Source organism: Mycobacterium montefiorense (assembly GCF_003112775.1).
Taxonomy (GTDB): Bacteria; Actinomycetota; Actinomycetes; order Mycobacteriales; family Mycobacteriaceae; genus Mycobacterium; species Mycobacterium montefiorense.
Genome location: NZ_BFCH01000026.1, coordinates 101,977 through 127,499, shown reverse-complemented (window position 1 = coordinate 127,499; position 25,523 = coordinate 101,977). Strand labels below are relative to the sequence as shown.

Annotated in this window: 21 protein-coding genes; 8 read left to right on the top strand and 13 right to left on the bottom strand. The window is 67.1% G+C overall.

The window, feature by feature from the left end; all coding sequences use genetic code 11:
* Nucleotides 1–8: 8 nt before the first annotated feature.
* Complete coding sequence (locus DB708_RS22140; RefSeq protein ID WP_108925652.1) at nt 9–1,052, top strand: glycosyltransferase family 4 protein; 1,044 nt, start codon at nt 9–11, stop codon at nt 1,050–1,052.
* Between the two features lie 13 nt (nt 1,053–1,065).
* On the opposite strand, the gene DB708_RS22135 is transcribed toward DB708_RS22140, so the two are convergent.
* From DB708_RS22135 to DB708_RS22100, 8 genes are all read right to left on the bottom strand, one after another.
* Nucleotides 1,066–2,769 (bottom strand): GMC oxidoreductase, encoded by a 1,704-nt coding sequence (locus tag DB708_RS22135; RefSeq protein WP_108925622.1) that lies wholly within the window; start codon nt 2,767–2,769, stop codon nt 1,066–1,068.
* Nucleotides 2,766–3,722: an aldo/keto reductase gene (locus tag DB708_RS22130; protein WP_108925621.1), complete on the bottom strand. Its 957-nt coding sequence runs from the start codon at nt 3,720–3,722 to the stop codon at nt 2,766–2,768. The genes DB708_RS22135 and DB708_RS22130 overlap by 4 nt, the downstream gene beginning before the upstream one ends.
* The gene (locus tag DB708_RS22125; protein ID WP_108925620.1) at nt 3,719–4,723 is read right to left on the bottom strand and encodes a glycosyltransferase family 4 protein; all 1,005 of its coding nucleotides are present in this window, start codon (nt 4,721–4,723) and stop codon (nt 3,719–3,721) included. The genes DB708_RS22130 and DB708_RS22125 overlap by 4 nt, the downstream gene beginning before the upstream one ends.
* A gap of 80 nt (nt 4,724–4,803) precedes the next feature.
* Nucleotides 4,804–6,279, bottom strand: a complete 1,476-nt coding sequence (locus DB708_RS22120) for an O-antigen ligase family protein (RefSeq protein ID WP_108925619.1) — start codon at nt 6,277–6,279, stop codon at nt 4,804–4,806.
* Nucleotides 6,276–7,721, bottom strand: a complete 1,446-nt coding sequence (locus DB708_RS22115; protein WP_108925618.1) for a tyrosine-protein kinase domain-containing protein — start codon at nt 7,719–7,721, stop codon at nt 6,276–6,278. The genes DB708_RS22120 and DB708_RS22115 overlap by 4 nt, the downstream gene beginning before the upstream one ends.
* A 164-nt stretch (nt 7,722–7,885) precedes the next feature.
* Complete coding sequence (locus DB708_RS22110) at nt 7,886–9,559, bottom strand: hypothetical protein (RefSeq protein WP_201263583.1); 1,674 nt, start codon at nt 9,557–9,559, stop codon at nt 7,886–7,888.
* A gap of 9 nt (nt 9,560–9,568) precedes the next feature.
* Nucleotides 9,569–11,440, bottom strand: a complete 1,872-nt coding sequence (locus DB708_RS22105) for a putative bifunctional diguanylate cyclase/phosphodiesterase (protein ID WP_108925650.1) — start codon at nt 11,438–11,440, stop codon at nt 9,569–9,571.
* Between the two features lie 146 nt (nt 11,441–11,586).
* Nucleotides 11,587–13,143, bottom strand: a complete 1,557-nt coding sequence (locus DB708_RS22100) for a copper resistance CopC family protein (RefSeq protein ID WP_108925617.1) — start codon at nt 13,141–13,143, stop codon at nt 11,587–11,589.
* A gap of 159 nt (nt 13,144–13,302) precedes the next feature.
* On the opposite strand from DB708_RS22100, the gene DB708_RS22095 reads away from it, so the two are divergent.
* From DB708_RS22095 to DB708_RS22085, 3 genes are read left to right on the top strand one after another with little or no spacing between them, the layout of a single operon-like run.
* A complete protein-coding gene (locus tag DB708_RS22095) occupies nt 13,303–14,484 on the top strand; it encodes an NAD(P)/FAD-dependent oxidoreductase (protein ID WP_108925616.1) in 1,182 nt (393 codons plus the stop codon).
* On the top strand, nt 14,481–15,377 hold the full coding sequence (locus tag DB708_RS22090) for an RNA polymerase sigma-70 factor (protein ID WP_108925615.1): 897 nt from the start codon (nt 14,481–14,483) through the stop codon (nt 15,375–15,377). The genes DB708_RS22095 and DB708_RS22090 overlap by 4 nt, the downstream gene beginning before the upstream one ends.
* 27 nt (nt 15,378–15,404) lie before the next feature.
* Nucleotides 15,405–16,658: an aminodeoxychorismate synthase component I gene (locus DB708_RS22085; RefSeq protein WP_108925614.1), complete on the top strand. Its 1,254-nt coding sequence runs from the start codon at nt 15,405–15,407 to the stop codon at nt 16,656–16,658.
* On the opposite strand, the gene rsmI is transcribed toward DB708_RS22085, so the two are convergent.
* Entirely contained in the window at nt 16,655–17,494 is an 840-nt protein-coding gene (gene rsmI / locus DB708_RS22080; protein WP_108925613.1) for a 16S rRNA (cytidine(1402)-2'-O)-methyltransferase, read from the bottom strand. The two genes, DB708_RS22085 and rsmI, sit on opposite strands and share 4 nt — an antisense overlap.
* A gap of 25 nt (nt 17,495–17,519) precedes the next feature.
* On the opposite strand from rsmI, the gene DB708_RS22075 reads away from it, so the two are divergent.
* Complete coding sequence (locus DB708_RS22075) at nt 17,520–19,088, top strand: dolichyl-phosphate-mannose--protein mannosyltransferase (RefSeq protein ID WP_108925612.1); 1,569 nt, start codon at nt 17,520–17,522, stop codon at nt 19,086–19,088.
* 108 nt (nt 19,089–19,196) lie between these two features.
* On the top strand, nt 19,197–20,045 hold the full coding sequence (locus DB708_RS22070) for an endonuclease domain-containing protein (RefSeq protein WP_108925611.1): 849 nt from the start codon (nt 19,197–19,199) through the stop codon (nt 20,043–20,045).
* Between the two features lie 51 nt (nt 20,046–20,096).
* On the opposite strand, the gene arcA is transcribed toward DB708_RS22070, so the two are convergent.
* Nucleotides 20,097–21,308: an arginine deiminase gene (arcA, locus tag DB708_RS22065; protein ID WP_108925610.1), complete on the bottom strand. Its 1,212-nt coding sequence runs from the start codon at nt 21,306–21,308 to the stop codon at nt 20,097–20,099.
* 109 nt (nt 21,309–21,417) lie between these two features.
* On the opposite strand from arcA, the gene DB708_RS22060 reads away from it, so the two are divergent.
* Nucleotides 21,418–22,026 (top strand): alpha-ketoglutarate-dependent dioxygenase AlkB, encoded by a 609-nt coding sequence (locus DB708_RS22060; protein ID WP_201263582.1) that lies wholly within the window; start codon nt 21,418–21,420, stop codon nt 22,024–22,026.
* Between the two features lie 3 nt (nt 22,027–22,029).
* On the opposite strand, the gene DB708_RS22055 is transcribed toward DB708_RS22060, so the two are convergent.
* Nucleotides 22,030–22,683, bottom strand: coding sequence for a DUF5642 family protein (locus DB708_RS22055; RefSeq protein WP_165839892.1), 654 nt, complete (start codon nt 22,681–22,683; stop codon nt 22,030–22,032).
* Nucleotides 22,684–22,711: 28 nt separating this feature from the next.
* The gene (locus DB708_RS22050) at nt 22,712–23,386 is read right to left on the bottom strand and encodes a DUF5642 family protein (protein WP_108925608.1); all 675 of its coding nucleotides are present in this window, start codon (nt 23,384–23,386) and stop codon (nt 22,712–22,714) included.
* A 36-nt stretch (nt 23,387–23,422) separates the two neighbouring features.
* Here DB708_RS22050 and DB708_RS22045 point away from each other — a divergent pair, with 36 nt between their 5' ends.
* On the top strand, nt 23,423–24,394 hold the full coding sequence (locus DB708_RS22045) for a linear amide C-N hydrolase (protein WP_108925607.1): 972 nt from the start codon (nt 23,423–23,425) through the stop codon (nt 24,392–24,394).
* A 10-nt stretch (nt 24,395–24,404) separates the two neighbouring features.
* Here DB708_RS22045 and DB708_RS22040 read toward each other — a convergent pair whose 3' ends face one another.
* The gene (locus DB708_RS22040; protein WP_108925648.1) at nt 24,405–25,355 is read right to left on the bottom strand and encodes a GNAT family N-acetyltransferase; all 951 of its coding nucleotides are present in this window, start codon (nt 25,353–25,355) and stop codon (nt 24,405–24,407) included.
* Nucleotides 25,356–25,523 lie beyond the last annotated feature (168 nt).

The following is a 25,523-nucleotide window of genomic DNA, read 5'->3' as shown; positions in this document are numbered from 1 at the left end:
CGCCTCGGGTGCTTTGGCTTTCGCCGTGGACATGGCCTGCGGTACGCGTACAGTCCGAGGCGCTGATCCGGCACGGGGCCGACGTGCTGTTGGTGACGTCGGACCAACACCCGGAGTCCGATGCCGCCCGCGATTACGAGTTGGTGCTCGATCCGCGGTTCAAGACCGCTGCCACCTGGGTCCCGACCCTGAAGGCCTGGCGCCGCATCCGCAAGTTCTCCCCCGACGTGGTGATCGCCGAGATCGTCCGCGACCCGCGCTGGATCGCGCTGGCCGGGCTGGCCCCCCGAATCCAGGTGGTGCACGACGACCAACCGCACGACCCCGATGAGCAGACCCCGGCCTACGAACGTGCGGTATTCGATCGCTGGGGCGCCCGATCCGCCGCCACCATCACCTACAGCGACTACGTCGCGACCGGTGTCGCCACGCGCCGCGACGTCGCCGGCACGCCAATCCGTGTCGTCCCGCTTGCCAGCGACGTCGACCTGCCCCGGATCCCGCCCTTCGTGGGCGCCGAGGGACGTCGTGACTTCGTCCTGTTCGGCCGGCTCAATCCCTACAAGAACGTCGACGTCGTGCTGGAAGCCTGGCAGCGACATGTCGGAGGTCAACGCTGGCGCGGCGACAACCTGGTGCTGATCGGCAACGGGCCGCTCGACGCGGGCGCCCTGCCCAAGCACACGCTCTGGCGCAACGGCAGCTACCGCTACGCCGATGTCATCCCGACGTTGGCAGGCGCGAAGGGGTCGATCTCGCACTATCGGCGCGCGTCCCAAAGCGGCGTGCAGGTGCTCTCGATGCAGCTCGGTGTCATGCCGATCGTGTCCACCGCCGGTGCCCTGCCCGAATACCAGCCACCGGGCTGCCCGCCGATCGGCGTCGACGACGTTGCCGGGCTGACCGCCGCTTTCGATCTGCTGGCCGACGCGTCAGTCGCCGCGGAACTCGGGGCACAGGCGGCGCGTCACTACGCGCAGCATTGCGCCGTCGACATCGTCGCGGATCGCTTCCTCGACGTCATCGCCGAGGTGACGGCCCGGCGGCGATGAGGCGCTGAAGCGCTCAGGCGCTCCGGAAATCCGGGGGCTGAAACGCCGCCCGCGCGTTCGCGACGTGCTCGGCAAGCCGGACACCCAGCGCGATCCCGAGCAGCGTCGGGTTGGCCTGGCTCGACGTCGGAAGAACCGACGTGCTCGCGATGTACAACCCGCGCACCCCGTGCACCTGAAGGTTGGCGTCCACAACGCCGTCCTTGGCAGCCGCGGACATCCGGGTGGTGCCCACCTGGTGGAAACCGCCCATCTCCGCCAGGTACTTGTGCACCAAACCCTCGACATCGTCGCTCACCCACTCGACGTGTCCGACGCCGTGGCAGCGCAGGTGTTCATCGATCAGGCCGATCGCCTTGCGCACACTGTCGTAGTCGGCGTCGGAGAAATGCATATGGGTGCGAATCTTTCGCATTCCCAACGCATCCCGCTCCTCGGACAGCTCAACGCGGCTCTCCCAATGCGGAAGATGCTCGCCGTGGTAGTGCAGCGAATATCGGTTGTCGGCGCTCTTCACGAAAAAGCCCGGCGCCTTGCGGCCCCTGCGCAGGAACCGGGCGTAGGAGAACGTGACCGCGAACCGGATCGATGGAAACAAGTCGCGGACGATGTTGCGCAGATGCGCGAGAACCTGTCGGGAATCGCCCCGCTTGGTGTGTGCCTCCCGAATCGCCTCAGCGAGCAGGAAACGACCGACCGGCGAGATCAGCGTGAGGTAGACGCCGGACAGAATCCCGCTGCCGTGACTGGGGTCGCTGATCGGCGGGTTCACCAACCAGACCGCCGCGTTCGGCATCCCGGAGTCGCGTAGTAGCTGCGGGTCGAAGGTAAAACGCCGGCGAACGTACACGCCGTCGTTGTCGCGCTCGTAGGCATGCAGCACCTTGTCGGTGTTGAAATGCACCCACGCCACCCGGGCCTCGACGTGGGACATGTACCAGCGCCCGAGGTGCCCGCCGGTATTTCCCAGACCGGCCGGATGATGGCGATCCGATACCAGCAGCAGCCGCGTCGCCTCTAGGCCGCCGGTGGCGATGATGTAGTCCGACGCGACGATCCTGCCCGCGCGGCCGTCGAGCGCCTTGACGACGAGGTGCTCGACGGCGTCGCCGGCCTCGGTGGTGACGATCTCGGTACAAGTGAGGCCGGTCCACAGCGTCAGAGTCGGGGCGTCTCGCAACGCCGCCCGATACTCGCGGCCGAACCGCGTCGGCAGCGCCCAGCGCTCGAGATCGGTCGTGCGCACAGCGCCGTCGGGCAGCCCGGCGACCAGGTCCTGATTCGCGATCTCGGGGATTTCGCGCGCATTGAACAGTGCCTGTCCGCACGCCGCCCAATCGCAGGCTTTCTGCCGGTAGGGGTCAATGTCTTCATTCCCGATCGGCCAGGGTGCCTGCGCGGTGATCGGCCGGTCCTCGAAATCGATGGCGTCGAACTTGACGCAGCGCCCACCCCACAGCGCCGTGGTCCCGCCCACCTGTCGGCGGACCGTGAGTTCACTGCGGGCATGGAAATAGTCGTCCTGTTGCGAATCAAGAGTCGCCAAGTCCTGGGCCGCATCGTCGGGACGCTCCAGGCCACTCTCGATCAGGGCCACCCGCACGCCGGCCGCGGCGAGCTCCAGCGCCGTGGCAATGCCGACCGTGCCGGCTCCGACGACCACGACGTCGGTTTCGATCGTCGCGTTCGTGGCGAAGTCTTGCGGGCCGCGGATCACGCGACTGCGCCTTCCCTGAACTCGGCGACGAGAGCGAGGAACCGCGTCAGGGTCTCGACGTCCAGCGGCGACGAGACAGCGCTCGCCGCTTCGGCGACCCGATGCGGCTTGGTGGTGCTGTAGAGAATCGCGCGCGATCCCGTCGCAACCGCGGACGACCCGATGATCAGCTTCGCGAGCACACCGGGGGCCAGCGGATCGAGCTGCAGGGCCGCGCGCCACCGTCCGGCCAGCCGCTCGTTGGCCGACAGCGCCCCGGACAGCATCGTGTGCGACCTGTTCAGCACGCCGAACGCGAGATCGGCTGGGCGCGGCGCCGGGTTGAGCAGGTCGCTACGAAATTGGCTGACGCCCTGGGGCGCGAACGCCTCGGCGAAATCCACCTCTAGCCCCTCGTCTTGAGAGACACCCCAGGCGCGAATCTTGCCCTGCTGCTTGGCGCGCTCGAAGAATTCGCGGAGTTCGCCATCTTCGACGGTGTCGCCGGGCTTCGGCGCGTGGACGAACAGGATGTCGACGTAGTCGACGCTCAGCGCGGTGAGGCTCTCGTCGAGGCTGCGCGCCGCGACGGCCGCGTCGTACACCCGAGTGGTCGTGTCGGGCCCTTGGTGCCGCTTGATGGCGCGGCGCAGCGCCGGCGCCTTGCGCAGCAGCGCCCGCGCCGGAGCCTGGAACCGGCTAAGACGCCGGGCCACACCGCCGACATCGATGCCGAACTTGGTGGCGATGGTGACGGCGTCGCGTCCGACGGTTCGCACGAACACCCCGAGCTCCGCCTCGGCCATCCCCAGGCCGTACATCCGCGCGGTGTCGAAATGGGTGATCCCGCTATCCACGGCGCTACCGAGGACGGCCATCCGCTCCTTGCGAGACGACGCTTGCAGCAAACCGCCGCATCCGAAACCGACCGCGCTCACCGCGAGCCGCGATCCCACCAGTTCGACTTGCTTCAAATCCCGCAGCCCCCATAGATCCGGCGAAGTTCCGCGTCAATCACTTTGGGGCTACGTGTTGCCGCAATGTGCGCCTGGCCGCGCAGCCCGTCACGCTCGGCCAAGCCAGGGTCGCGCAGATACCGGCCGATCGCCGCTGCCAGCGCGGGCACATCACCAACGGGCACGAGCATACCGGGGTCGGACGCTATTGCCGCAGTTCCGCCGACCGGAGTCGCCACAAACGGCCGTGCGCCGGCCAGGGCTTCGGTGAGGATCATCGGCATGCCCTCCGCGTAGGACGGGAGTGCGATCACGCGGACCGTCCGGAGCAGATCCCGGACGTCGTCGGGGTGCACCGGGCCCTCCACGGACATCCGCTCGGTCGGCGGTGGGGTGTAGTCGTCGATGCGCCCGACGATCCGGCACTCCCCTTCGATGCCCTCGCCCAGGAGTAGCCGCCAGGCATCGACAAGGCACTCAACACCCTTGCGGCGACCGATGGTGCCGGCGAAAAGCACCACGGGCGGCGTCGAGGCAGCTCCGGGCGCATCGAGATCGATCGGGATCGGGTTGGCCACCACGGAGGTCGCCACCGAGGGCACCACCCCGAGAACGGCGGCGCGCGCTTCCTCCGACAGCACGATCACATGGTCGGCACGCTTCAACGTGTTGCCCACGAAGCGCGGGCGCGCCGCGGCGAACTCGTGAAAGTCGGAGCCGTGGATGGTGACAACGATCCGGAAGCCGCGAGCTGTGGCCAGCCGGATCAGCGATCCCTCGCGCAGCCAAGCACCACCGTTGGAAATGTGGAAATGCACGATGGCGGGGCGCCGGATCCGGGCCAGCGCCAGGCCCGCGCGTGCGGTGAGAAGGAAGCTCTTCGCGTGGTTGCGCCCGTCCCAGGTGGAGAGCACCCGGATCTCGTCCGCGCCGATCTTGTTGTCGCGGATGACCCGAATCACGGATTGCGTCCCGCCGAAGCTGTACATATCGGGCCCGACGTGGGTAACGGCTAACACCGAACTAGGTCCCCCAGCAAACTGGCCACACGGTCAAGATAATCGAGGCCAGCGCCGCCTCGGGTAACGCTTTGAAAAATTCAGCTGGGCGTGGCAGCCAGCTCGGGAACGCGGTCGACGGTGTCGTGGCTTCGTTCATGGTCGCGGCGCCCCAGCCCGGCAAATCCCATCGTCGCCCCCAGGACCAGGCCCAACGCCAGGGCATCCATCGGCATCTCCGGCAGCGGCCAGACCGCGGATATCGCCAGCAGGCTGGCACTGACCGCCGCACTGATTTTCGCTGGCACCGACGCGCATCGCACCGCCTTGAGTATCGGCGTGGCCGCGAACCACGCAAATATCGCCACGCCAACGACGCCGGCTTTGGCCAACCACCACTGGTAGAAGAGGTGCGAGTAAGTGGGCCCCAGCTTCCAGGAGAAGGCATCCGGGTCGTTCCCGGTCGGCAGTTGGTAGGCGTAGCCCAGGCCGTGGCCGAAGATCGGCGCCTCCGCGATCGCGGTATTGAGTCGGGCGTTTTCTTGCAGCCGGTCCAGCGTCGACTGATCCACCGCCAGCGCGCTCGTCGAAATCCCGCCCAGCACCCGCTGGCCGAACGCGGTGAACTGATCGCTGAGCCACGCCCCGGCCTGCGAATGCTGCAGCAAGAACAGCGACCCCGGCACCGTGAGCGCCAGCGCCGCCACGCTGACCACGATGACCGTGGCCGTCCGGCGCAGGGCCGGCAATCCGAAGCAGGATAGGAACGCAACGAAGGCGGCGACCACCATGGCGATCAGCGTGTTCCGGGAGAAGGAGAGCAGCGAGATGATCAACGCGGGCGGACCCAGCGCGTAAAACATCATCGGCTTCACCCGGCCGACGATCGCGGCGGCGACTAGCGCGGACAGCACAGCGGTCGCCGGCGTCTGGGTGGACAGCACGATGCGCAGTGCCTGGCCGGCGCCCGTCGCCTCTTCCAGGCTTTCCGCCCGGCCGGCCAGCCGGACGGCATGCAGCGAACTGACGATCGCCATGCCCGCCGAAAACCAGAGGATCACAATCATCACGCGGACCAGCCATGCGGCGTAACCGCCCCAGACGACCAGCATTCCCAGCACGAACCCGACGACCATTTCGAGCAGCGTCGTCGATTCACGCGCCACCATCAGGGCGTCATGCCCAGCCCCGAATCCGTACAGGGTGTAGAGCACCACGGTCATCGCGAACACCCCTGGCAGGAGGTAGTCGGAGAACCGCGGTCGCACGATCGGGAGCAGATACAAAATCGCCAGCACGGCGGCGATTTGGTAGGCGTAGATCGCGACCGGACCGATCACCTTGCCGACGTGCAAGCCTTCCGGCAGCGCCGCGAACGCCCCGAACAGGGTGACCGCAACCATCCCTTCTGGTTTCACCCAATACACCACCAGGCAGAACAGGGCGGCGATCAGCATGGCGCCCTCGGTGGTTCGGCGAACCGAGAACACACCGAACAGGAAGCATCCCAACAGGAACATAGCCAGCACAGCAGCGGCCACTACCAGGCGATCGCGACTCCGCAGGTAGAAAATCACGCCGACCCGCTGAGCTTTCCCCGGTAGGCGCGGGCCGCGGCCCTGCTGTGCACGGACGGCTTGGCGTCGGTCAGCACGGTTCCGACGACCTGCGCGCCGGCCGTACGCAGCGCTGCCAGCGCGTCGGTGAGTTCATCGATGGTGGTGCGGTTCGCGCGCACCACCAGCACCGTGGCCGCCACCGCACCGGCCAGCAGGCCGGAGTCGGCCGTGGCCAGCACCGGCGGGCCGTCGACGACGGTCTGGCCGAACCGCGACGACAGGTTCGCCAGCACGCTGTCGATCACGTCCGGGGTAAATGCACTGGCGGGCACGCCCTCGCCGCGGCGGCCGGACCGGGCCGCCAGCAGGAACAGCCGCGAAATCGCGGTCGGCCGCACGGCTTGCACGGCGATGCTGGGGTCGGCCAGCGCATGAGCCAAGCCCTCTCCCGATTCGACGCTCAGCAGGCCGGCGATCACGGGCCGCCTGGAGTCGCCCTCGACGAGCAGGACGTCTTGGCCGAGTTCGGTGAATGCCCGCGACAGGTTCAGCGCCGTCGTCGTGGTTCCCTCACCGCCGAAGGGCGCCGCCACCAACACCCGGCGTTCATTGGGGCCCATCGCCCTGCTCAGCCGGGCGCGCAGGCCGCGGACCGCGTCGTCGAATGCGATGTCGGTGCCGAATTTCGGTGCGGTGCCCCGCTTTCCGGGCAGCTCGCCCAACGTCGGCAAGCCCGAAAGTTCTTCCAGTTTCTCGCGCGTGCGCACGGTGCGATCGGTGGCCTCACGGGTCAACGCCACCCCGATACCGAGCAGCAGGCCGGCGACCAGCCCCATCGCCACGTTGCGCACCGGCGACGGGGCGATCGCGTGGTCGGGTACCCGGGGCGACTCCACCACTCGCGCCCTGGCTACCGGCAACGGTTTGGGAGTGGGCTGCCCGGGCACCTCGGGCGGCAGGGGCACCTCACCGGTGTCGGGTCGCGGCGTGGTGCTCGTCGGCGCGCCGGTGTTCGAGTGCGCAGTCACGCCGAGCGTCGGGACCATGACGGCGAACTGGTCGGCCATCGCTCCCGCCAGCGCCGCGGCACGCACCGGATCGGTGTCTTTCACCGAGATCGTGAAGAGCATCGACTTCGCGGTGTATTTCACCTGCGTTTGGGTCACCAGCGCATCGGGGCTCATCGGAACCTGGAGCTGGCTGATCGCGCGCTCGGCCACCGTGCGTCCGCCGGCGATCTGGGCGTACGACGACAGCCGTTCCTGCGCGGTCAGCGTGCCGTTGTACAGCTCGGTGAGGTCAGTCGCACCGGAGAAGGAGATCAGGATCGTGGCCGACGACTGGTAATGCTTCGTCTGCAACGCCGTGACGACCACGGCACCGACGAGACAAGCCAGGAACGCCCCCGCGGCGAGCTTCCAGTGCGCGCCGATTATCCGGACAAAGGTACGGAAATCCATCCAACTATTACCCTTCTAACATCCCAAACCGATGAAGAGCATACATTCAGTCGCTTTCATGGCCTCAGAGCAAACTCATCGTTCATTATGCAGCATCGTCAACTCGAGATTCCCCTGTCTGCCCAGGCAGTAGCGGACTTTTGCCGAGGCACCCTACGCGCCATTCATTGGCTCGGCGTGGAGGTGACCACCTCGCGCGGTATGTCGAGTGTCGCGACCGGATACCAGCCGGTTCCGTCGCGCCCGTCGCGGGCCAACTGCATGGACGGATAGTTCACCACGTGGGAAGCCGCGGGTTTGTGCTGTTGCCAGGTGGCTGCAGCCTGCAAGGTGTAATTCCCGGGCGGCAAGCTCCCGATATCGAGGGTCACGGTTTCGGTGGTCGACGCCGGGGCCGGCTCGGTACCGGAGTTGTCCGGGTGCACCAGTGTCTTGAGGTTCACGGTCGAGGGCATCTCGCGGATCACCGCTCCGGAGAAGTCCACCAGCCGATAGCCGGGGACCCATTTCTCGGTGGCGCCGGCCGAGCCGTAGTTGGTCCAGGTGACGGTGATCGACGCTTGCCCGTCGTGCACCGATTGCGAGCCCTGCCGCGCCTCGGCCGAATACCGGTAGCCGGCCGAGACGTTGGCTTTCGACCACAGCAGGTACAGCGCCGGGTCCATCGCCGTGGTCGCGTTCACGGCGGGGAAGTTGAAACTCGACGTCATCGATACGTGATATTTGACGACGTCGCGCACGCCCTTCTCGTAATAGCTCTTCGGGTCGGTTCCGTCGGGAAGCTGGCACCATTCGGTGATCACCAGTCCCGACGCGAGCCGGTCTTTCACCTGTTTGATGAGCGGATCTTTCAGCTGCACGTAGTGCGAGCCCTCCGACTCGGCCCACACCGGCAGCGGCGCGTACACGCCGAGGCAATCCGACCGGATACCCACCGGCGCCGACAACGATTTTGTGACCCAGTCGGCAAACAACTGTCGCGTGATGTCTGCGTTCAGCGGGGTGACCACCAATTGCGTGTGCGGAAAGGCGTTGACGTTCGTGGTGACCAACCGCGAAATCGACGCGCTGGTGATGTTCTGATCACGAAACTGGCTGTAATAGCCCAGTTTCGCGACGCTCTCCTCCGGCGACGGACCAGGCGCACCCAGCTTGTCGCGCAAGTACGCGATGTGGTTCTCGCTGAAATCTCCATACCCGGAGAACTCGAAAACGCTCAGTCGCTCGTCGCCGTCGTAGCGACGCCCCAGCGCCGCCAGCAGCTGGCCGAACGCATCCAAGTAGCGCTGGTCGTTCCAATTCGGCACCACCTGCGTCACCCCCGGAGTCCACCAATACTTGGGCGGCGAGGGATAGTCGGTGGCCACCGGACGCATCCAGTCGGGAATGGCGATGCTCAAGTTGGACGGATAGGTGATGTCGCAGCAGGAGCTGTAGGCGACCACGCGCATCGTGAGCCGCATGTTGCGGCTGGCGAGCTTCGTCAACTCGTCGTCGATCGCGCTGAAGTCGAACTTGAGATCGTCGGGTGCATCGGGGGGTAGCGTGGCCGGATCGGTGGGCTGCAACTGCCGCCACGTGATACGCATGCTGGCGTCATACGGCGCCGGCCACGCCGGGTACCGCCGCTGTGCGGGATTGGCCTGCGGGAAAAGCGGCATCATCAGGTCCTCGTACTGCCCGCGCAGCGGATTTGCCACCTCTTGCACTGTCAGCGGTATGGCCGGACTGGCAACCGCGCTCAGCGGCTCGGGGCCACTCGGGTTGCTACAGCCGCTGACGACCAGTGCCGCGCACACCAGCACGGCCGCCGTAATCTTGCTCGCTTTTCGGACCACGTTGCGATGCTAGATGGCGCCCTGCGACAAGGCCTCACGATCGGCGAGGAAAGGCATCGGCATCCAGCGCGCCGACAGTAAAGCCTCCATCGCATCGCCGGGGACTGGCCTCGACAACAGGAAACCCTGGGCGCGGTGACACCCGTGCTGCATCAAAGTCAGTGCAGCAGTAGGCGTCTCGACTCCCTCGGCGACGACTTGCAAGCCGAATGCCTCGGCGAGCCCGATGATGGCGCGGACGATGGCCAGGTCGCCGGCGTTGGTCCCGAGGTCGCGCACGAATCCGGCGTCGATCTTCAGCATGTCGACCGGCAGCGACTTCAGGTGCGACAGCACCGCATAACCGGTGCCGAAGTCGTCGATGGCCAGCTGCACGCCGATCTCTTTGAGCTCCGCGAGGGTGTTGCAAGTGGTTTCGATGTCGTGCACGACGGCGCGCTCGGTGATTTCCAGGCACACCGACGCGGCATCGATGCCGAACTCCTCGATCGTGTCGGCGACGCTGCGAACGAAGCCGCGGGTGATCAGCTGCACGGGTGAGACGTTGATGCGCAGGATGGCGCCGTGCCCCACGCCGTTGGCACGCCAGCGGCTGAATTCGGCGCAGGCGGTACGCATTACCCAGCGGCCCAGCTCGCCGGCCAGGTTGGTCGATTCGGCCACGCCGATGAACGCGTCCGGCAGCAGCAATCCCCAGATCGGGTGCCGCCAGCGGACCAGCGCCTCGGCCGCCACGACCGCGCCGGTCCACAGGTCGACCTCGGGCAGATAGTGCAGCAGCAGCGCCTCGCTGCCGATATCGCCCTGCAGATGCAGCTCAATGTCGTTGCGGAACGCGCTCTTCAGCGACATGTCGTCGGTGAACACCGCGACCTGGTTGCCGCCGGCGCGCTTTGCGGTCAGCACGGCCTCGTCGGCACGGCGCAGCAGGGCGGTGCAGTTGTCGCGATCCGGCATGCCGATCGCTAGCCCGATGCTGACGGTACGGCTGATCATGTGGCCGCCGATGGCCAGCCGCTCGCACAGCATCCTCGACAGGCGGTGGCCGAACGACTCCGCGGTCTCCGGTGACATCGACTGCTCGGGCACGACGACGAACTCGTCGCCGCCCAGCCGGGCGATCATGGCTTGGCTTCCGGCGCAGACCTGAATGCGTTGCGCGAAGACCCGGATGAACCAGTCACCGGCGGTATGACCCAGGTAGTCGTTGATCGGCTTCAACCGGTCGAGGTCGAGATACAGCACCGCGACGGGCCCCGGCTGTCCGGCGGCGAGCCGTTCGGACAAGTGCGCGACCAGCGCCCGGCGGTTGTACAGCCCGGTCAGATCGTCGTGCTCGGCCAGATAGCGAAGCTTCTCCTCGGCCGCGAGACGGGCTTGAAGCTGCGCGAAGAGGGCGGCGACGACCTCAAGCGTATTGATCTCCGCTCGCTTCCACTTACGGGCGCCGAACCTGACGAACCCGAGCAAGCCGGTCGTGACCTCGCCCGAGATCAGCGGCGCGGCCGCCACGGAAGGAGTGGCGGGCTGAGTTGGCCCCAGTAGCCGGCGCCACCAGGAACGGCGCGGCTGACCCGGCGATATCACCATCGGTTTGCGGCCCTGCTCGCATTCGGCGAGCAGCGGCTCCGCGCCGGCGACGGGGACAACGGCTGTCGGATCCGGATCGCGATCCGGAGCCTCGATTCGCAGTGGCCACTCCGCGACCAGCACCGAGTCACGGGAAATCTCATCGCGATGACGCACGAAGCTGCCATCCAGATCGAGCTGCTCGACTAGCTGCGCGAGCACCTGCTGGCTCACCGCGGCGGCCGTGGACGCCGTAGCTTCCATCAGCTGAGTGGCGACGGAGGTTACGACCAGATCCAGGCTGCGCGGCATGAAGTCCTCCGGGGTGGGGCGCATGTCCCGGCCGGGCGGCCAGATTGGAGCAGGTCACGGGTCATATTAGTGAGAGAACCGTACCACGGGCGGACCGTTTCCTCTGGGCTTATCAGCAGCGGTTGACGCGCGTTGACCGGGCCGCGTCAACCGCTGGTTGAGATCTGGTTGTCGCGCGGGATGTCAAGGGTTGCAATCGGGTACAGCCCGGAGCCGTCGCGCCCGTCGCGGGCCAGTGCCATCGGGCCGTAGTTCACCACATGCGATGCGCCCGGCTTGTGCTGTTGCCAATCCACCGAGGCGCGCAGTGTGTAGTGCCCCGGCGCCAATCCGGACAGGTCGACATGAACGGTGTCGGTGGACGTCGCGGGGACCGCCTCCTCGCGCGACGGGCTGGAATCGTCGTGGACCAATGTCTTCAGATTGACCGTTGCCGGCAGCGTGCGGACCACCGCACCGGTGTAATCCACCAGCTTGTAGTTGGGCGCCCAACCCTCGGTGGCCGCCGCCGCTCCGTAGTTCGTCCACTCCACCGAGATGGCTGCGACCTTGCCTTGAATCGACTGCGATCCCGGCCGCGCCTGCACCGAATACCGGTATCCGGCAGCCGCATTGGCCTGAGCCCACAACGCGTACAGCTTGGGGTCCATCGCCGATGTCGAATCCCGGTCCGGGAAGTTCGCACTCGACGTCATCGACACGTGGTACTTGACGACGTCGTGCAGGCCCTTTTCGTAGTAGCCCTTCGGATCGGCCCCACCGGGCAATGAACACCATTCGGTGATCACCGGCGCCGAGCGCAGTCGCTGCTTGATCGCGTTGACGACCGCATCGTTGTTCCGGACGTACTGGGAGTCACCGGATTCCGCCCAGCCCGGCAGCGGCGAGGCAACACCGAGGCAATCCGAGCGGATGCCCACCGGGCCGGACAGCTTCTTCGTGACGTCGTCGGCGAGCAACTGCCGCACGATCTCCGGGTTCTGCGGGTTCACCACCAATTGCGTGTGCGGGAAGGCATCGACGTTCGCGGCCACCAGCTGCCGGATCGACGCGACGCTGACGCTCTGGTCACGAAACTGGCTGTATCCGGAGAACTCGAAGACGGCCAGGCGCTCGTCGCCGTCATAGCGGCGGCCCAGCGCGGCCAGCAGCCGGCCGAACGCATCCAGGTAGTGCGGGTCGTCCCAGTTCGGCACGACCTGCGTCGCCCCGGGGCTGTTCGGCGGCGCGGGATAGCTGGTGGTCGCCGGCCGCATCCACTCGGGAACGGCGATACCCGGGTCGTGCGGGTCGGAGCCGTAGGCGTAAATGCGGAGGCTAAGCCGCATGTTTCGGCTGGCCAGCTTGGTCAGCGTGTCGTCGATCGCGCTGAAGTCGAATTTGCGATCATCCGGCGCATCGCCAGGCAGCGTGGCCGGGTCGGTGGGCTGCAGTTGTCGCCACGAGATACGCATGCTGGCGTCATAGGACGCCGGCCACGCCTGGTATCGCTGCTGCGCGGGATTGCCTTGCGGGAAAAGCGGATTCAGCAGGTCTTCATACTGCCCACGCAGCGGGTTGGGGATGTCGGCAACGCTGGGCGGGATCGCCGGACTGGCCATAGCGGACAGCGGCCCGGGGCTGGGGTGGCCACCGCAGCCGCTGAGCAGGAGTGCCGCACCCGCGGCAACAGCCGCCGCGCATCTCCTCAGTGTCGCGACCATCGTTGCGATGCTAGAGGGCTGCGCGGCTCAAGGTGTGGGGCGGCTCCGCCCCACCGGCCCGGTTTCAGTGATCCGGCTCACAATTGCGGTCCGAATTGTCACGCCTGGCCGTCTCGCGGTGTCTCAAGGGCACAAGTCCCGCGAGAATAGGAGACAGAAATGACCGAGAGCACCCATGTCGTCATCGTCGGTGGTGGATATGCCGGCACCCTGGCGGCCAATCGCCTGCAGCAGCGGCCGGACATCGAGATCACCCTGGTGAATCCGCGTCCGGTCTTCGTCGAACGAATCCGCTTGCACCAGCTGGTCGCCGACACCGGCTCCGCGACCACCGACTACGGCACGCTGCTGGGCGACCGCGTCCAGCTGGTTGTCGACGCCGTCGAGCGAATCGACGCCGCATCCCGGCGCCTCGTGCTGACATCTGGCACCGCGCTGGATTACGACTACCTGATCTATGCGGTCGGCAGCACGGGCGCGGTGCCCTCGGTAGCCGGTGCCGCCGAATTCGCGCACTCGATCTCCGACCTGGAAAGCGCGCAGCGGCTGCGCTACGCGCTGTCCGACCTGCCGCTGGGCGCACCGGTCACCGTCGTCGGTGGCGGATTGACGGGCATCGAGACGGCCTCCGAGCTCGCCGAGCAGGGCCGGCCGGTGAGCCTGGTGTGCGGCGGCGCGCTCGGGACGACGCTGAGCAAGCGCGGCCGGCGTTCCGTGGCCAAGCAACTGCGCCAACTCGACGTCAACATCCTGGAGTCGGTCGCCGTGAGCGAGGTCCGCTGGGACACCGTGGTGCTCAGCGACGGCGCGGTGCTGCCCAGCGCGGCGACCGTGTGGACGGCCGGGTTCACCGTGCCGGATCTGGCCGCCCGCAGCGGTCTGCGCACCGACGAGCTGGGCCGGCTGCTCACCGACGAGACGTTGACCAGCGTCGGCGACGATCGCATCGTCGCCGCGGGTGACGCCGTCGCGCCGTCGGGCCAGCCGTTGCGGATGAGCTGCCAGGCCGCCGAGCCGTTGGGCGCCCAGGCTGCCGAAACCGTGCTCGCCCGGATCGCCGGAGACACCCCCGCGGCACTCAACCAGGCGTTCGTCGGCCAATGCATCAGCATCGGCCGCACCCACGGCACGCTGCAGTTCGCGCGCACCGACGACACCCCGGTGAACATGGCCCTCGGCGGTCGGACCACCGCCGCCATCAAGGAGAAAATCTGCCGGGGCACGCTGTGGGCCATCCGGCGCGAGGCCGCCAAACCCGGCTCGTACTTCTGGCTCAAAGGCGGCAGCCGGCCTTCTCAACAGACCGAGCAACCGGCCGACCAGCAGGTCGCGATCAAATGATCGCGACTGGCGAACACGCGGAGCGGTTCACGCTGCTGCGCCCGTTGCTGTTCACCATCGCCTACGAAATCCTCGGCTCGGCCACCGAGTCCGACGACGTGTTGCAGGACAGCTATCTGCGGTGGGCCGACGTCGACCTGTCGACGGTGCACGACACCAAGTCGTATCTGGCCCAGCTGGTGACCCGCCAGGCGCTCAACGCCTTGCGGGCCGGGGCCCGGCGCCGCGAGGAGTACGTCGGGCCGTGGCTGCCCGAGCCGTTGCTGCTCGACGACCAAGACCCGTCAACCGATGTCGTTCTGGCGGAATCGGTTTCGATGGCGATGCTGGTGCTGCTGGAAACGCTGAGCCCGGACGAGCGGGCGGTCTTCGTGCTGCGCGAGGTGTTCGATTTCGACTACGGCGAGATCGCCGACGCGGTGGGCAAACCGGCGCCGACCGTGCGCCAAGTCGCACACCGGGCCCGCGAACACGTCCGGGCGCGGCGCAAGCGGTTCGACAATGTGGACCCGGCGCGCAATGCGCAGATCACCGCGCAGTTCCTGGCCACCGCGGCCAGCGGCGACGTGGAGGCGCTGATGGCGATGCTGGCGCCGGATGCCACCTGGATGGCCGACAGCGGCGGCAAGGTGTCCGCGGCGCGCCGGCCGGTGGTCGGGGCCGACAAGGTCGCCCGCGCGATCGCCGGGCTGGTGCGCAGGACCCAGGAGGAACTGCACATCGAGATGGTGAACTGCAACGGCGCGCCGGCGGTCTTGCTCTACTTCCGCGAACGGCTCGAGGGGGTGATCACGGTGGAGATAGCCGGTGACAAGATCACCAACTTCTACGTGATGCGCAACCCGGACAAGCTGGCCGCCCTGACCACCGCCCGCGACATCAGCCGCGGCTGATCGACCGCGGTCTGTCAAGCTAGGGCGGTGCGAATCGACCGGCTCGGCGACCTCGGCGAGGCACCTCGGGTGCTGCGTGCAATCGGTGATGCCACCGGCCGGCTCGGTCTGCCCCCGCCCGCCGCCCTGACCGGCGAATGGTTCGGCGCGCTGGCGGTGATCGCGCCCAGTCTGGCGGTGCGCCCGGTGGACGTTGCGGACGCTTTCGCGGTCCCGCTGGACTCGCAGACCTCCCAGTCCCCCGCGGTGGGCGGTGGCTGGTTCGGCTACCTGTCGTATCCGGACGCCGCCGCCGATGGGCGGCCGCACCGGATCCCGGAGGCCGCCGGCGGCTGGACGGACTGCGTGCTGCGCCGCGACCGGGACGGGCAGTGGTGGTACGAAAGCCTCTGCGGGGCGCCGATGCCGCAGTGGCTGTCCGCCGCGCTGACCGCGGCAGCGGGGCCATCGCGAGTCTGCCGAATCGACTGGGATGTGGCGGACCGGGAGGCGCACCGCGGTGCGGTGCTGGCCTGCCTCGAGGCGATTCGTGCGGGCGAGGTCTACCAGGCGTGCGTGTGCACCCGGTTCACCGGGACGGTCGCCGGGAACTCGCTGGACTTCTTCACCGACGGCATCGCGCGCACGTCACCGGCCCGCGCGGCCTATCTCGCCGGCCCGTACGGCGCGGTTGCGTCGCTGTCCCCCGAACTGTTCCTGCGCCGCCACGGCGAGGTCGTGATGTCGAGCCCGATCAAGGGGACGCTGCCGCTGGACGCCTGGCCGTCGGCGTTGCGCGCCTCGCCAAAAGAGGTGGCCGAGAACATCATGATCGTGGACCTGGTTCGCAATGACCTCGGCCGGGTGGCGATCACCGGCACCGTCAAAGTACCCGAGCTGCTGGTCGTGCGGCGCGCGCCCGGCGTGTGGCATTTGGTGTCGACGGTGTCGGCGCAGGTTCCCGTCGAGCTGCCCACCTCGGCACTGCTGGACGCCGCCTTCCCACCGGCATCCGTCACCGGAACGCCTAAACACCGTGCCCGCCAATTGATTTCGCAATGGGAATCACACCATCGCGGAATATATTGCGGCACAGTCGGGTTGGCGTCACCTATCGCGGGATGCGAGCTCAATGTCGCGATCCGCACCGTGGAGTTCGACGCCGCCGGCAGCGCCGTGCTGGGCGTCGGCGGCGGGATCACCGCCGATTCCGATCCCGACGCCGAATGGGCGGAATGCCTGCACAAGGCCGCTCCCGTCGTCGGGCTACCGTGTGCGGCGCCCGCCGCTTCGGTTGGTTAGTCCGCGCGTCGGGACCGCAGCACCTCGTCGTACAGCTGGCGCGAGCGCACGGCGGGATTCGCCGCAGCCACCTGCGTGCAGGCGTCCTTGACGCGAACTCCCTCGGCGACGAGCTCCTGGACCCGGGCCACCAGCGACGGCACGTCGGCGGGCGGGCTCGCGCCGGCCAGCACAACCGTGATTTCGCCCAGCACGCCGTCGGCCGCCCACGCCGCGAGTTCCTGCAGCGATCCGCGCACCACTTCCTCGTGCACCTTGGTCAGCTCCCGGCAGATCGCCGCCGGGCGGGAACCGCCGAGCTGATCGACGGCATCGAGCAGGCACGCCGCCAGCCGGCGCGGTGACTCGAAGAACACGCAGGTGCGCCGCTCGTCGGCCAGCGAGTCCAGCCAGGTTTTGCGCGCGCCACTCTTGCGGGGGGCGAAACCCTCGAAGCAGAACTTCTCCGATGGCAGACCGGACACGGCGAGCGCGGTGGTCACCGCGGACGGTCCGGGCAGGCACGTCACCGGCACGCCGGCTTCGACGCATGCCGCCACCATCCGGTAGCCGGGGTCGCTGATCAGCGGCATTCCGGCGTCGCTGACCACCAGCACCGTCGCACCGGCTCTGATTTCGTCGACCAGTGCGGGCACTCGCGCGGCTTCGACCTGATCGAACATGCTGACCACCCGGCCGGCGATCCGGATATCGAGCGCTTTGGCCAGCGTCCGCACTCGCCGGGTGTCCTCTGCCGCGACCACATCGGCTTCGCCCAGCGCCCTGATCAGCCGCGGGGACGCGTCCGACGGTTGACCCAACGGGGTCGCACCGAGCAATAGGCGACCGTGGGACATGACGGACAGCCTACGATCGACACCGATGTCCGCCCCGCCCAGCGAAGCCTCCTTGAACGTTCGCAGTGCCGTCGACGAGCGCGTCGTGCCCGTCGTCAGCCCGGGGCCGTTGGTTCCGACCGCGGACTTCGGGCCGCTCGACCACATCCGCGGCTGGGTGGTCACCGGCATCATCACGCTGCTGGCCGCAATCACCCGGTTCGTCAACCTGGGCTCGCCGACCGATGCGGGCACCCCCATCTTCGATGAGAAGCACTACGCGCCGCAGGCCTGGCAAGCGCTGAACAACCACGGAGTGGAGGACAACCCCGGGTTCGGTTTGGTGGTCCACCCGCCGGTCGGCAAGCAACTGATCGCGATCGGCGAGGCGATCTTCGGCTACGACGGCATCGGCTGGCGGTTCAGCGGGGCGCTACTGGGCACGGTGATGGTGCTGCTGGTGATGCGAATCGTGCGCCGCATCAGCCGCTCGACGCTGGTGGGTGCGATCGCCGGCGTGCTGTGCATCTGCGACGGCGTGAACTTCGTCGCCTCGCGCACCGCGCTGCTCGACGGCTTGCTCACCTTCTTTGTGGTGGCGGCGTTCGGCGCGCTGATCGTCGACCGCGACGAGGTTCGGCGGCGAATGCACGTCGCACTGCGCGAAGGCCGCAACGCCGACACGGTGTGGGGTCCGCGGCTGGGTGTGCGCTGGTGGCGCTTTTTGGCGGGCGTCCTGCTCGGATTGGCTTGCGGGACAAAGTGGTCCGGCCTCTACTTCGTGGTGTTCTTCGGTTTGATGTCGCTCGCGTTCGATGTAGCCGCCCGCCGGCAGTGTCAGGTCAGTCGGCCGTGGCTGGGAACGTTGCGACGCGACCTGTTCCCCACCGGCTACGCGCTGGGCCTGATCCCGATCGCGGTGTACCTGGCCAGCTATGCGCCGTGGTTCGCGTCGGAGACCGCGATCGAACGGCACGAGGTGGGCCAGACGATCGGCCCGCACAGTGACTTTCCGTTTCCGGATGCCCTTCGCTCGCTGTGGCATTACAGCGCCAAGGCACTGCAATTCCATGCGGGACTGACGAATGCGGCGGGCAACTACCACCCGTGGGAATCCAAGCCGTGGAGCTGGCCGATGTCGTTGCGGCCGGTGCTGTACGCGATCGATCAGCAGAACGTCAGCGGGTGCGGCGCGCAGTCCTGCGTCAAGGCCGAGATGCTGGTCGGCACGCCCGCGATGTGGTGGCTGGCGGTACCGGTGCTGCTGTACGCCCTGTGGCGATCGGTTATCCGCCGGGACTGGCGCTACGCGGTGGTGCTGGTCGGCTACTGCGCCGGGTGGCTGCCGTGGTTCGCCGATATCGACCGGCAGATGTACTTCTTCTACGCCGCGACGATGGCGCCGTTCCTGGCGATGGGGATCGCACTGATCTGCGGCGACATTCTGTATCGCCCAGGCCAAACCACCGAACGGCGGACGCTGGGACTGATCGTCGTGAGCGCTTACGTCGCTTTAGTGGTGACCAACTTCGCGTGGCTGTTCCCGGTGCTCACCGGCATGCCCATCTCACAGCAGACCTGGGACATGGAGATCTGGCTGCCCAGCTGGCGGTAATTTTGCACTTCCGCGTCGAGATTGCCGTGAGGGTTGTGAAATCGATGCCAACCACAGCCCTGGCGGCAATCTCGCTGAGCTGTCGGCCAGGGTCAGCATGATGAGCGCGTGGCGGGGGTCTTTCTCGGAAGCGAAGCAATAGCGCGCGGCACGCTGACCCGCGGCCAATTGCGTTGGAACTACCGGCAAATCCATCACGATGTGTACCTGAAAAAGGATGCGGCGAGATCGCTGTGGGACAACATCTACGCGGCCTGGTTGTGGTCTGGCCGTAAGGGGATCATCGCCGGCCGTGCTGCCGCCGCGCTGCACGGAGCCAACTGGGTCGACGATTTCGCGCCCGTTGAACTCCTCGGGCCGTTCAACCATCCACCGCCGGGAATCATCGTTCGCCGCGAACGAATCGCGCTGGACGAAATCGTAGAAGTGAGCGGCCTGCCGGTAACTGGTGTTGCCCGCACGGCGTTCGATCTGGCACGCAACCTGCCGCGCGGTGCCGCAGTTGCCAACCTCGACGCGCTTTGCGCCGCGACGGGGATCGTCACCCCTGACACAGCGGCGCTCATCACTGGCCACCCTGGAGCACGCGGTGTTCGCCAATGCAGAGACACCCTCGCCCTGATGGACGGCGGAGCGCAATCGCCCAAAGAGAGCTGGCTGCGCCTGGTCCTCATCGACGCCGGCCTACCGAAGCCCGCCACCCAGATCAAAGTCACCGATGGCCATCTCGTCGCCTACCTTGACCTGGGCTGGGAAAAGCCAATGTTGGCAGTCGAATACGACGGCGACCAACATCGCAGTGATCGCTCGCAGTACGTAAAGGACATTCGAAGAGCGGAGATGCTCGATCGTCTTGGCTGGCGGGTGATCAGGGTGATCAACGAGGATCGGCCGCACGTCATCGTCCAGCGGACACGCGACGCATTGGCGTACCGATCCGCGTCGAGATTGCCGTGAGGGTCATGAATTAACGCCGACCACGACCATGGCGGCAATCTCGACGAAGAACTAGAGCGCGTCGCGGGCGACCGGGCACGACATGCACCGCGGGCCGCCACGGCCGGTGCCCAATTCCGACCCCGCGATCGTCAGCACCTCGATGCCCGCGTCCTGCAGGCGAGCGTTGGTCTGCACGTTGCGCTCGTAGGCGACGACGACGCCGGGCGCCAGCGCCAACGTGTTGTTGCCGTCGTCCCACTGTTCGCGTTCGGCGACGACGGGGTCCAGACCGGTGTCGATGACGCGTAGCTTGTCGATCCCCATCGCTTTGGCTGCCGCTTCCAGAAACGGCGTTTCGTCGCTGATGTTCACACCGTCGGATGTGGGCTGAATCGTGAACGCCGAAAGGTCATCGACGACGTTCGCGTACATCACGACCGTGTCGGCGTCGACCATCGTGCACACCGTGTCCAGGTGCATCTGCGCACGCTGCTGCGCGATCGGAACGGCCAGTACCGTGGTCGCGAGGTCGTCTTCAAAGAGGCTGCGCGCCAACGCTTCCGCACCGGCAGGCGTGGTGCGCTCCCCCACTCCGACCGCGACGACCCCGGGGGAAAGCAACAGCACGTCGCCGCCCTCGACCGGAGCGGACCGTGATTCGTAAGCCTTGCGCACACCGGTGAACCGCGGGTGGTGGGCATAGATGAGATCGGTCAGCGACGCCTCGCGCGCCCGGGCTCGCAGCGCCAGCGACGTGATCGCCACCCGCGGGCCGATCCAGATCGACGAGTCCCGGGTGAACACCAGATTCGGCAACGGATCAATGACGAAATCCCCACCGTGGTGCATGCGCAGCACCAGCGACACGTCGGTCCGGGTATCCGGTGGCAGCTCGTTGAACACCATGCCGGCCATCAGGACATGCGCCAGCTTGGCCGGGTCCAGGCCACGCAGGTATGCCGAAAGCTCATGCGCCAGCGGCACTCCCAGCCGTCGCGCATCGACAGCGGCGGCCACCCCCTGCATCCGCGCGGCCCCGCTGTGGTTGAGTGCCTCGGCCAGCAGGTCGGACAGCAGCAGCACTTCCACCCCGCGAGACCGCAGCAGCTCGGAGAACTGGTCGTGTTCTTCCTGCGCACGAGCAACCCACGGCAGCCCGTCGAAGAGCAGCTGGTCGTTGTTGCGCGGATTGAGTCGGCGCAGCTCGGCACCGGGGCGATGCAGAATCGCCACCCGCAGCGCGCCTACCTCGGAATTGGTGCCCAGTTCGATAACACCCACGCCCTAAACCGTAGCCGCGGAAATCATGGCCGTCGCGTCACACCCCGAGGCACGCTGGTGGCCCGGCGAGTCCCAATCAATCGAACGAATGTGCGATAGGCTGAGCGTCGTGGGGACCGCGGTACAGGGCTCGCTGTTCGAGCACACCGAGCGACGGCACCTGGGCAACGGTGCCTTCGTCGAGATCCGCGCCGGCTGGCTCAGCGACGACCCTTACGGTGCGCACGACCTGCTCGACGCGCTGTTGTCCACGGTCCCGTGGCGATCCGAACGCCGCCAGATGTACGACCGGGTGGTCGAGGTGCCGCGGCTGGTGAGCTTTCACGACCTGACCGTCGAGGAGGCGCCCCACCCGCTGCTGGCACGCCTGCGCCGCCGGCTCAACGACATTTACGCGGGCGAGCTCGGCGAGCCCTTCACCACGATCGGATTGTGCTGTTACCGGGACGGCTCCGACAGTGTCGCCTGGCACGGCGACACGATTGGCCGCAGCAACTCCGAGGACACCATGGTGGCGATCATCAGCCTCGGCGCCACCCGCACCTTCGCGATGAGGCCGCGCGGTGGCGGGCCGTCGTTGCGGCTGCCGCAGGCGCACGGCGACCTCTTGGTGATGGGCGGATCCTGCCAGCGCACCTGGGAGCACGCCGTTCCGAAGACCTCGTTGCGCAAGGGCCCGCGCGTCAGCATCCAGTTCCGGCCACGCGACGTGCGCTGAGCGTCAGGTGCGGATCGCGTCCACCCCTTTGACGAGCAGGTCGCGAGCACGCTGCGTGTCGACCTTGGCGACCGGCTGGTCCGCGGTGACCAGCGGATTGGCGATCACGATCACCTGGAAGTCGCCGAACTGCGCGGAGTAGTCGTATAGCTCACCGGTGCGGGTACCGCCGGTCAGCACTGCCTGCAGGACGCGGTGCACGCCGAACGTGTGCGTCCCGTCGATGTGCGGCGCGTCGATGACCTCGAGGCCGCCGCGTACCTGGCCGCCGGAGAACGCGACCTTGTCGCAGTCCTTGCTCGGGTCATTGGGCGGCAGTGGCTTGGAGGTCTCGACCGCGATGACGACATACCGGTTGCCATTGCCCTCGGCGGACACCGCTGCCATGTTGCCCTTGACGTCCGGCGGCATGTCGGGCCCCGACGCCAGCTTCGCGCAGTTGGCGGGGTCGAACTTCAGGCCCTCGGGCAGCTTGCGGGCGGACAGCAGTTTGGGATCGATCGCGCGTTCCGAGATGTCGGTGACTTTGAACTCGGGTCCAAAGTTCAACTTGACCTGGGCGATCTTGGCGATGTCGGCGTTCATCGCAGTGGTGGTATTTGATGAGCAGCCGGCGAGCACGCACACGGCTGCGATGACGCATACCAGCTTGGACACCGTGGCTAATCTACCCAAAGGCATACGTTCAGCTGCGCAACGTGGATACCGTTTTGGCAAGTAGATCGGCGGCGAATTGCGGCGGTAGTGCCGGCAGCGCGGAACCCGGATCGGTGGTCAGGGTGGTGAACGCGTAGTAGCCGCCCAGGTAGGCGATGAATGTATATGCCCGCGAATCGATTTCGGTGCCGGCCTCGACGGCGGATTTGGTATCGACGACCATGCCGAGGGTTTCGGCACCGTCGATGCGGTGCGGGTCGGTGAGCCGGACGGTGGCCGTGGTGTGCGCGTCGGTCATCGTGAACTGGCCGCAGGCGTCGGCGACGTTGCGGTCCAGGTCGACCGGGCCCGGCAAAGCCACCACCACGGCGTTGACGATGCCGCCCTGACCCGAGGCGGACAGGCCCTGCGCGGATCGATCGGGCGCCTTGCCGGGATCGGCGAGCGTGGCGCATACCGCCGGCTTGGACGTCGCATCGGCGTCGAGACCCCAGATCACCCGGGGCGAGGCCGCGCTGGGGATGCCGCTGGTGACCTCGTAGTTGGGTGGCAGGTCGCGAACGACTCGCTTGATGTTAGCGGGGTTGACGACGGTGCCATGCGCCGACGGCGACGGTGACGCCGACGGTCGGTGCGCCGGCGAATGTGCACCGCAGGCAGTCACCGACGCCGTAAGTACCGCGCCAAACCAGAACGGCCGCATGCTCGTTCATCTTACGAGACGTGTAGCTTGGCGCGTGTGTGCACACGAGTTCTCTGGAACACCAACGACCTCGCCGTTCTGACCGGGCGCAGCATGGACTGGCCGGAATCCACCGAACCGTTAATCGTGGCATTCCCACGAGGACTCGACCGTGACGGCGGCATCGCGGCCGGCATCACCGTTGTCGCGGACAATCCACTGCGCTGGACCAGCCGGTACGGCAGCCTGGTCACCACCGTCTACGGCGTCGGCGCTTTCGACGGCATCAACGAACGCGGCTTGGCCGTGCACGGGCTGTACCTGGAGGCAACAGATCTGGGCCCGCGCGATGCAGCCAAGCCGGGACTGCACGTCGGGCTGTGGACCCAGTACCTACTCGACCAAGCCGCCACCGTCTCCGAGGCGCTGACCTTGATGGACGGCATTCAGCTGGTGATGATCAACGCCCGCGGGCACGACGCCACCATCCACCTCGCGATCGAGGATGCGTCCGGCGACTCGGCCGTCGTCGAGTTCGACCATGGCCGCATCGTCGTGCATCACGGCCGCGAGTACACCCTCATGACCAACGACCCGACTTACGAACAACAGTTGGAACTGCTTTCACGGCAAGACTTTTCGAACCCAGGCTGCGATATGCCGTTGCCGGGCAACGTCAACCCGATCGATCGTTTCCAGCGCGCCGCGTACTTTGTCGCGCTGCTGCCCGAGCCGCGTGACACCCGTCAGGCGGTAGCCGGCGTGATGGCGATCATGCGCAATGTGTCGGTGCCCTTCGGGGCGCCTTACCAGGATTTCGGGATCTACAACACCGAATACCGCACCGTCACCGATCTGACGAACCGTACCTATTTCTTCGAGCTGACCACCAGCCCGAACACGGTCTGGATTGAGCTCGACGGCCTCGATTTCACAGCGGGATCCGAGCCGAAGGCGATCAACCCGTACGACGAAGACCTCGTCGGCGACGTCACCTCGAAGTTCACCCCGTACCAGCCCTCGTGCTGAGCAAGCCGGTTCAGCCGAGCGCCTCGATCACCTGACGTGCGACACGTCTGATCTCGTCGGCCATCTCACGCTTGATGCCCAGGTCGCGCGGGCGCGGAACATCGATGACAGTGGTGATCACCCCGATGTCTTCGCGCTGCCATATCGCGCCGTAGCGGTCCATCATCGTGCGCATCGGCAGATTGTCGGAAAGCATTCGCGCAGAGAATCTTTCGACTCCGTCGACCTCGGCGGCGATCGACAGCGCACCGATCAGAAAGCTCCCGATCCCCCGGCCCTGATAGGCGTCGGCGACGGTGAACGCGATCTCGGCGACCGTGGGATCTTTCTCGTCGCGGACAAATCGCGCGTCGGCCACCGGGTCGGTGCCGTCGGTCACCACCCACACGAAGTGGTCGACATAGTCGACTTCGGACAGGTAGTGCATCAATTCCGCCGACGGCAGCCGGGCCGTCATGAACCGGCGATACAAGGTCTCGCCGGAGAACTGGATATGACCGTGCACGGTCCGCTCGTCGTCGCCGGGCAGCACCGGGCGCAGCAGCAGTAGGGTGCTGTCGCGCACCCGTATCGGGATGGGCGTAACGAAGGCGGCCAGACGCTGGCGCACGGTCCGCAACAGTCGGGGCGTGATGCCCGGGATGTGCACCAACCGGGTGAACGCATCGTTGTCGCCGATCCAGCCGGTCAGCGGCTCGGTGGTAGTGACGGTCGCGATCCTGGGGCTGTTGCGCAGTAGGGCGATCTCTCCGATCAGAGCGCCGGCACCGGTCTCGCCGATGGCTACCTCGCCGTCGGCGCCTTCGTGTCTGATCTCGGCGGTGCCCGAGGAGATGAGCAGGAACGAGACGGCTTGCTCCCCCTGGGCCATCAGAACCTGGCCGGCCGCGGCGCGCAGCGGTTGCAGGCTGGCCGCCAACGGCTCTAAGTCTTCGATGGCGCATCCCTCGAAGATGTCCATCGCGGCGAGTTCTTCCGTCCGCGCGCCGATCAGTTCGGCCACAGCGGCTCATCTTGCGATCCGATCCGCTCAGGTTATGGCGTTGGCGGCCGGTGCAGCAACAACCGGATCAATCGATGTCGCGAGTTCCATGGAACTTCCGCGGCGATGCGGTGAGAATCACAAGTC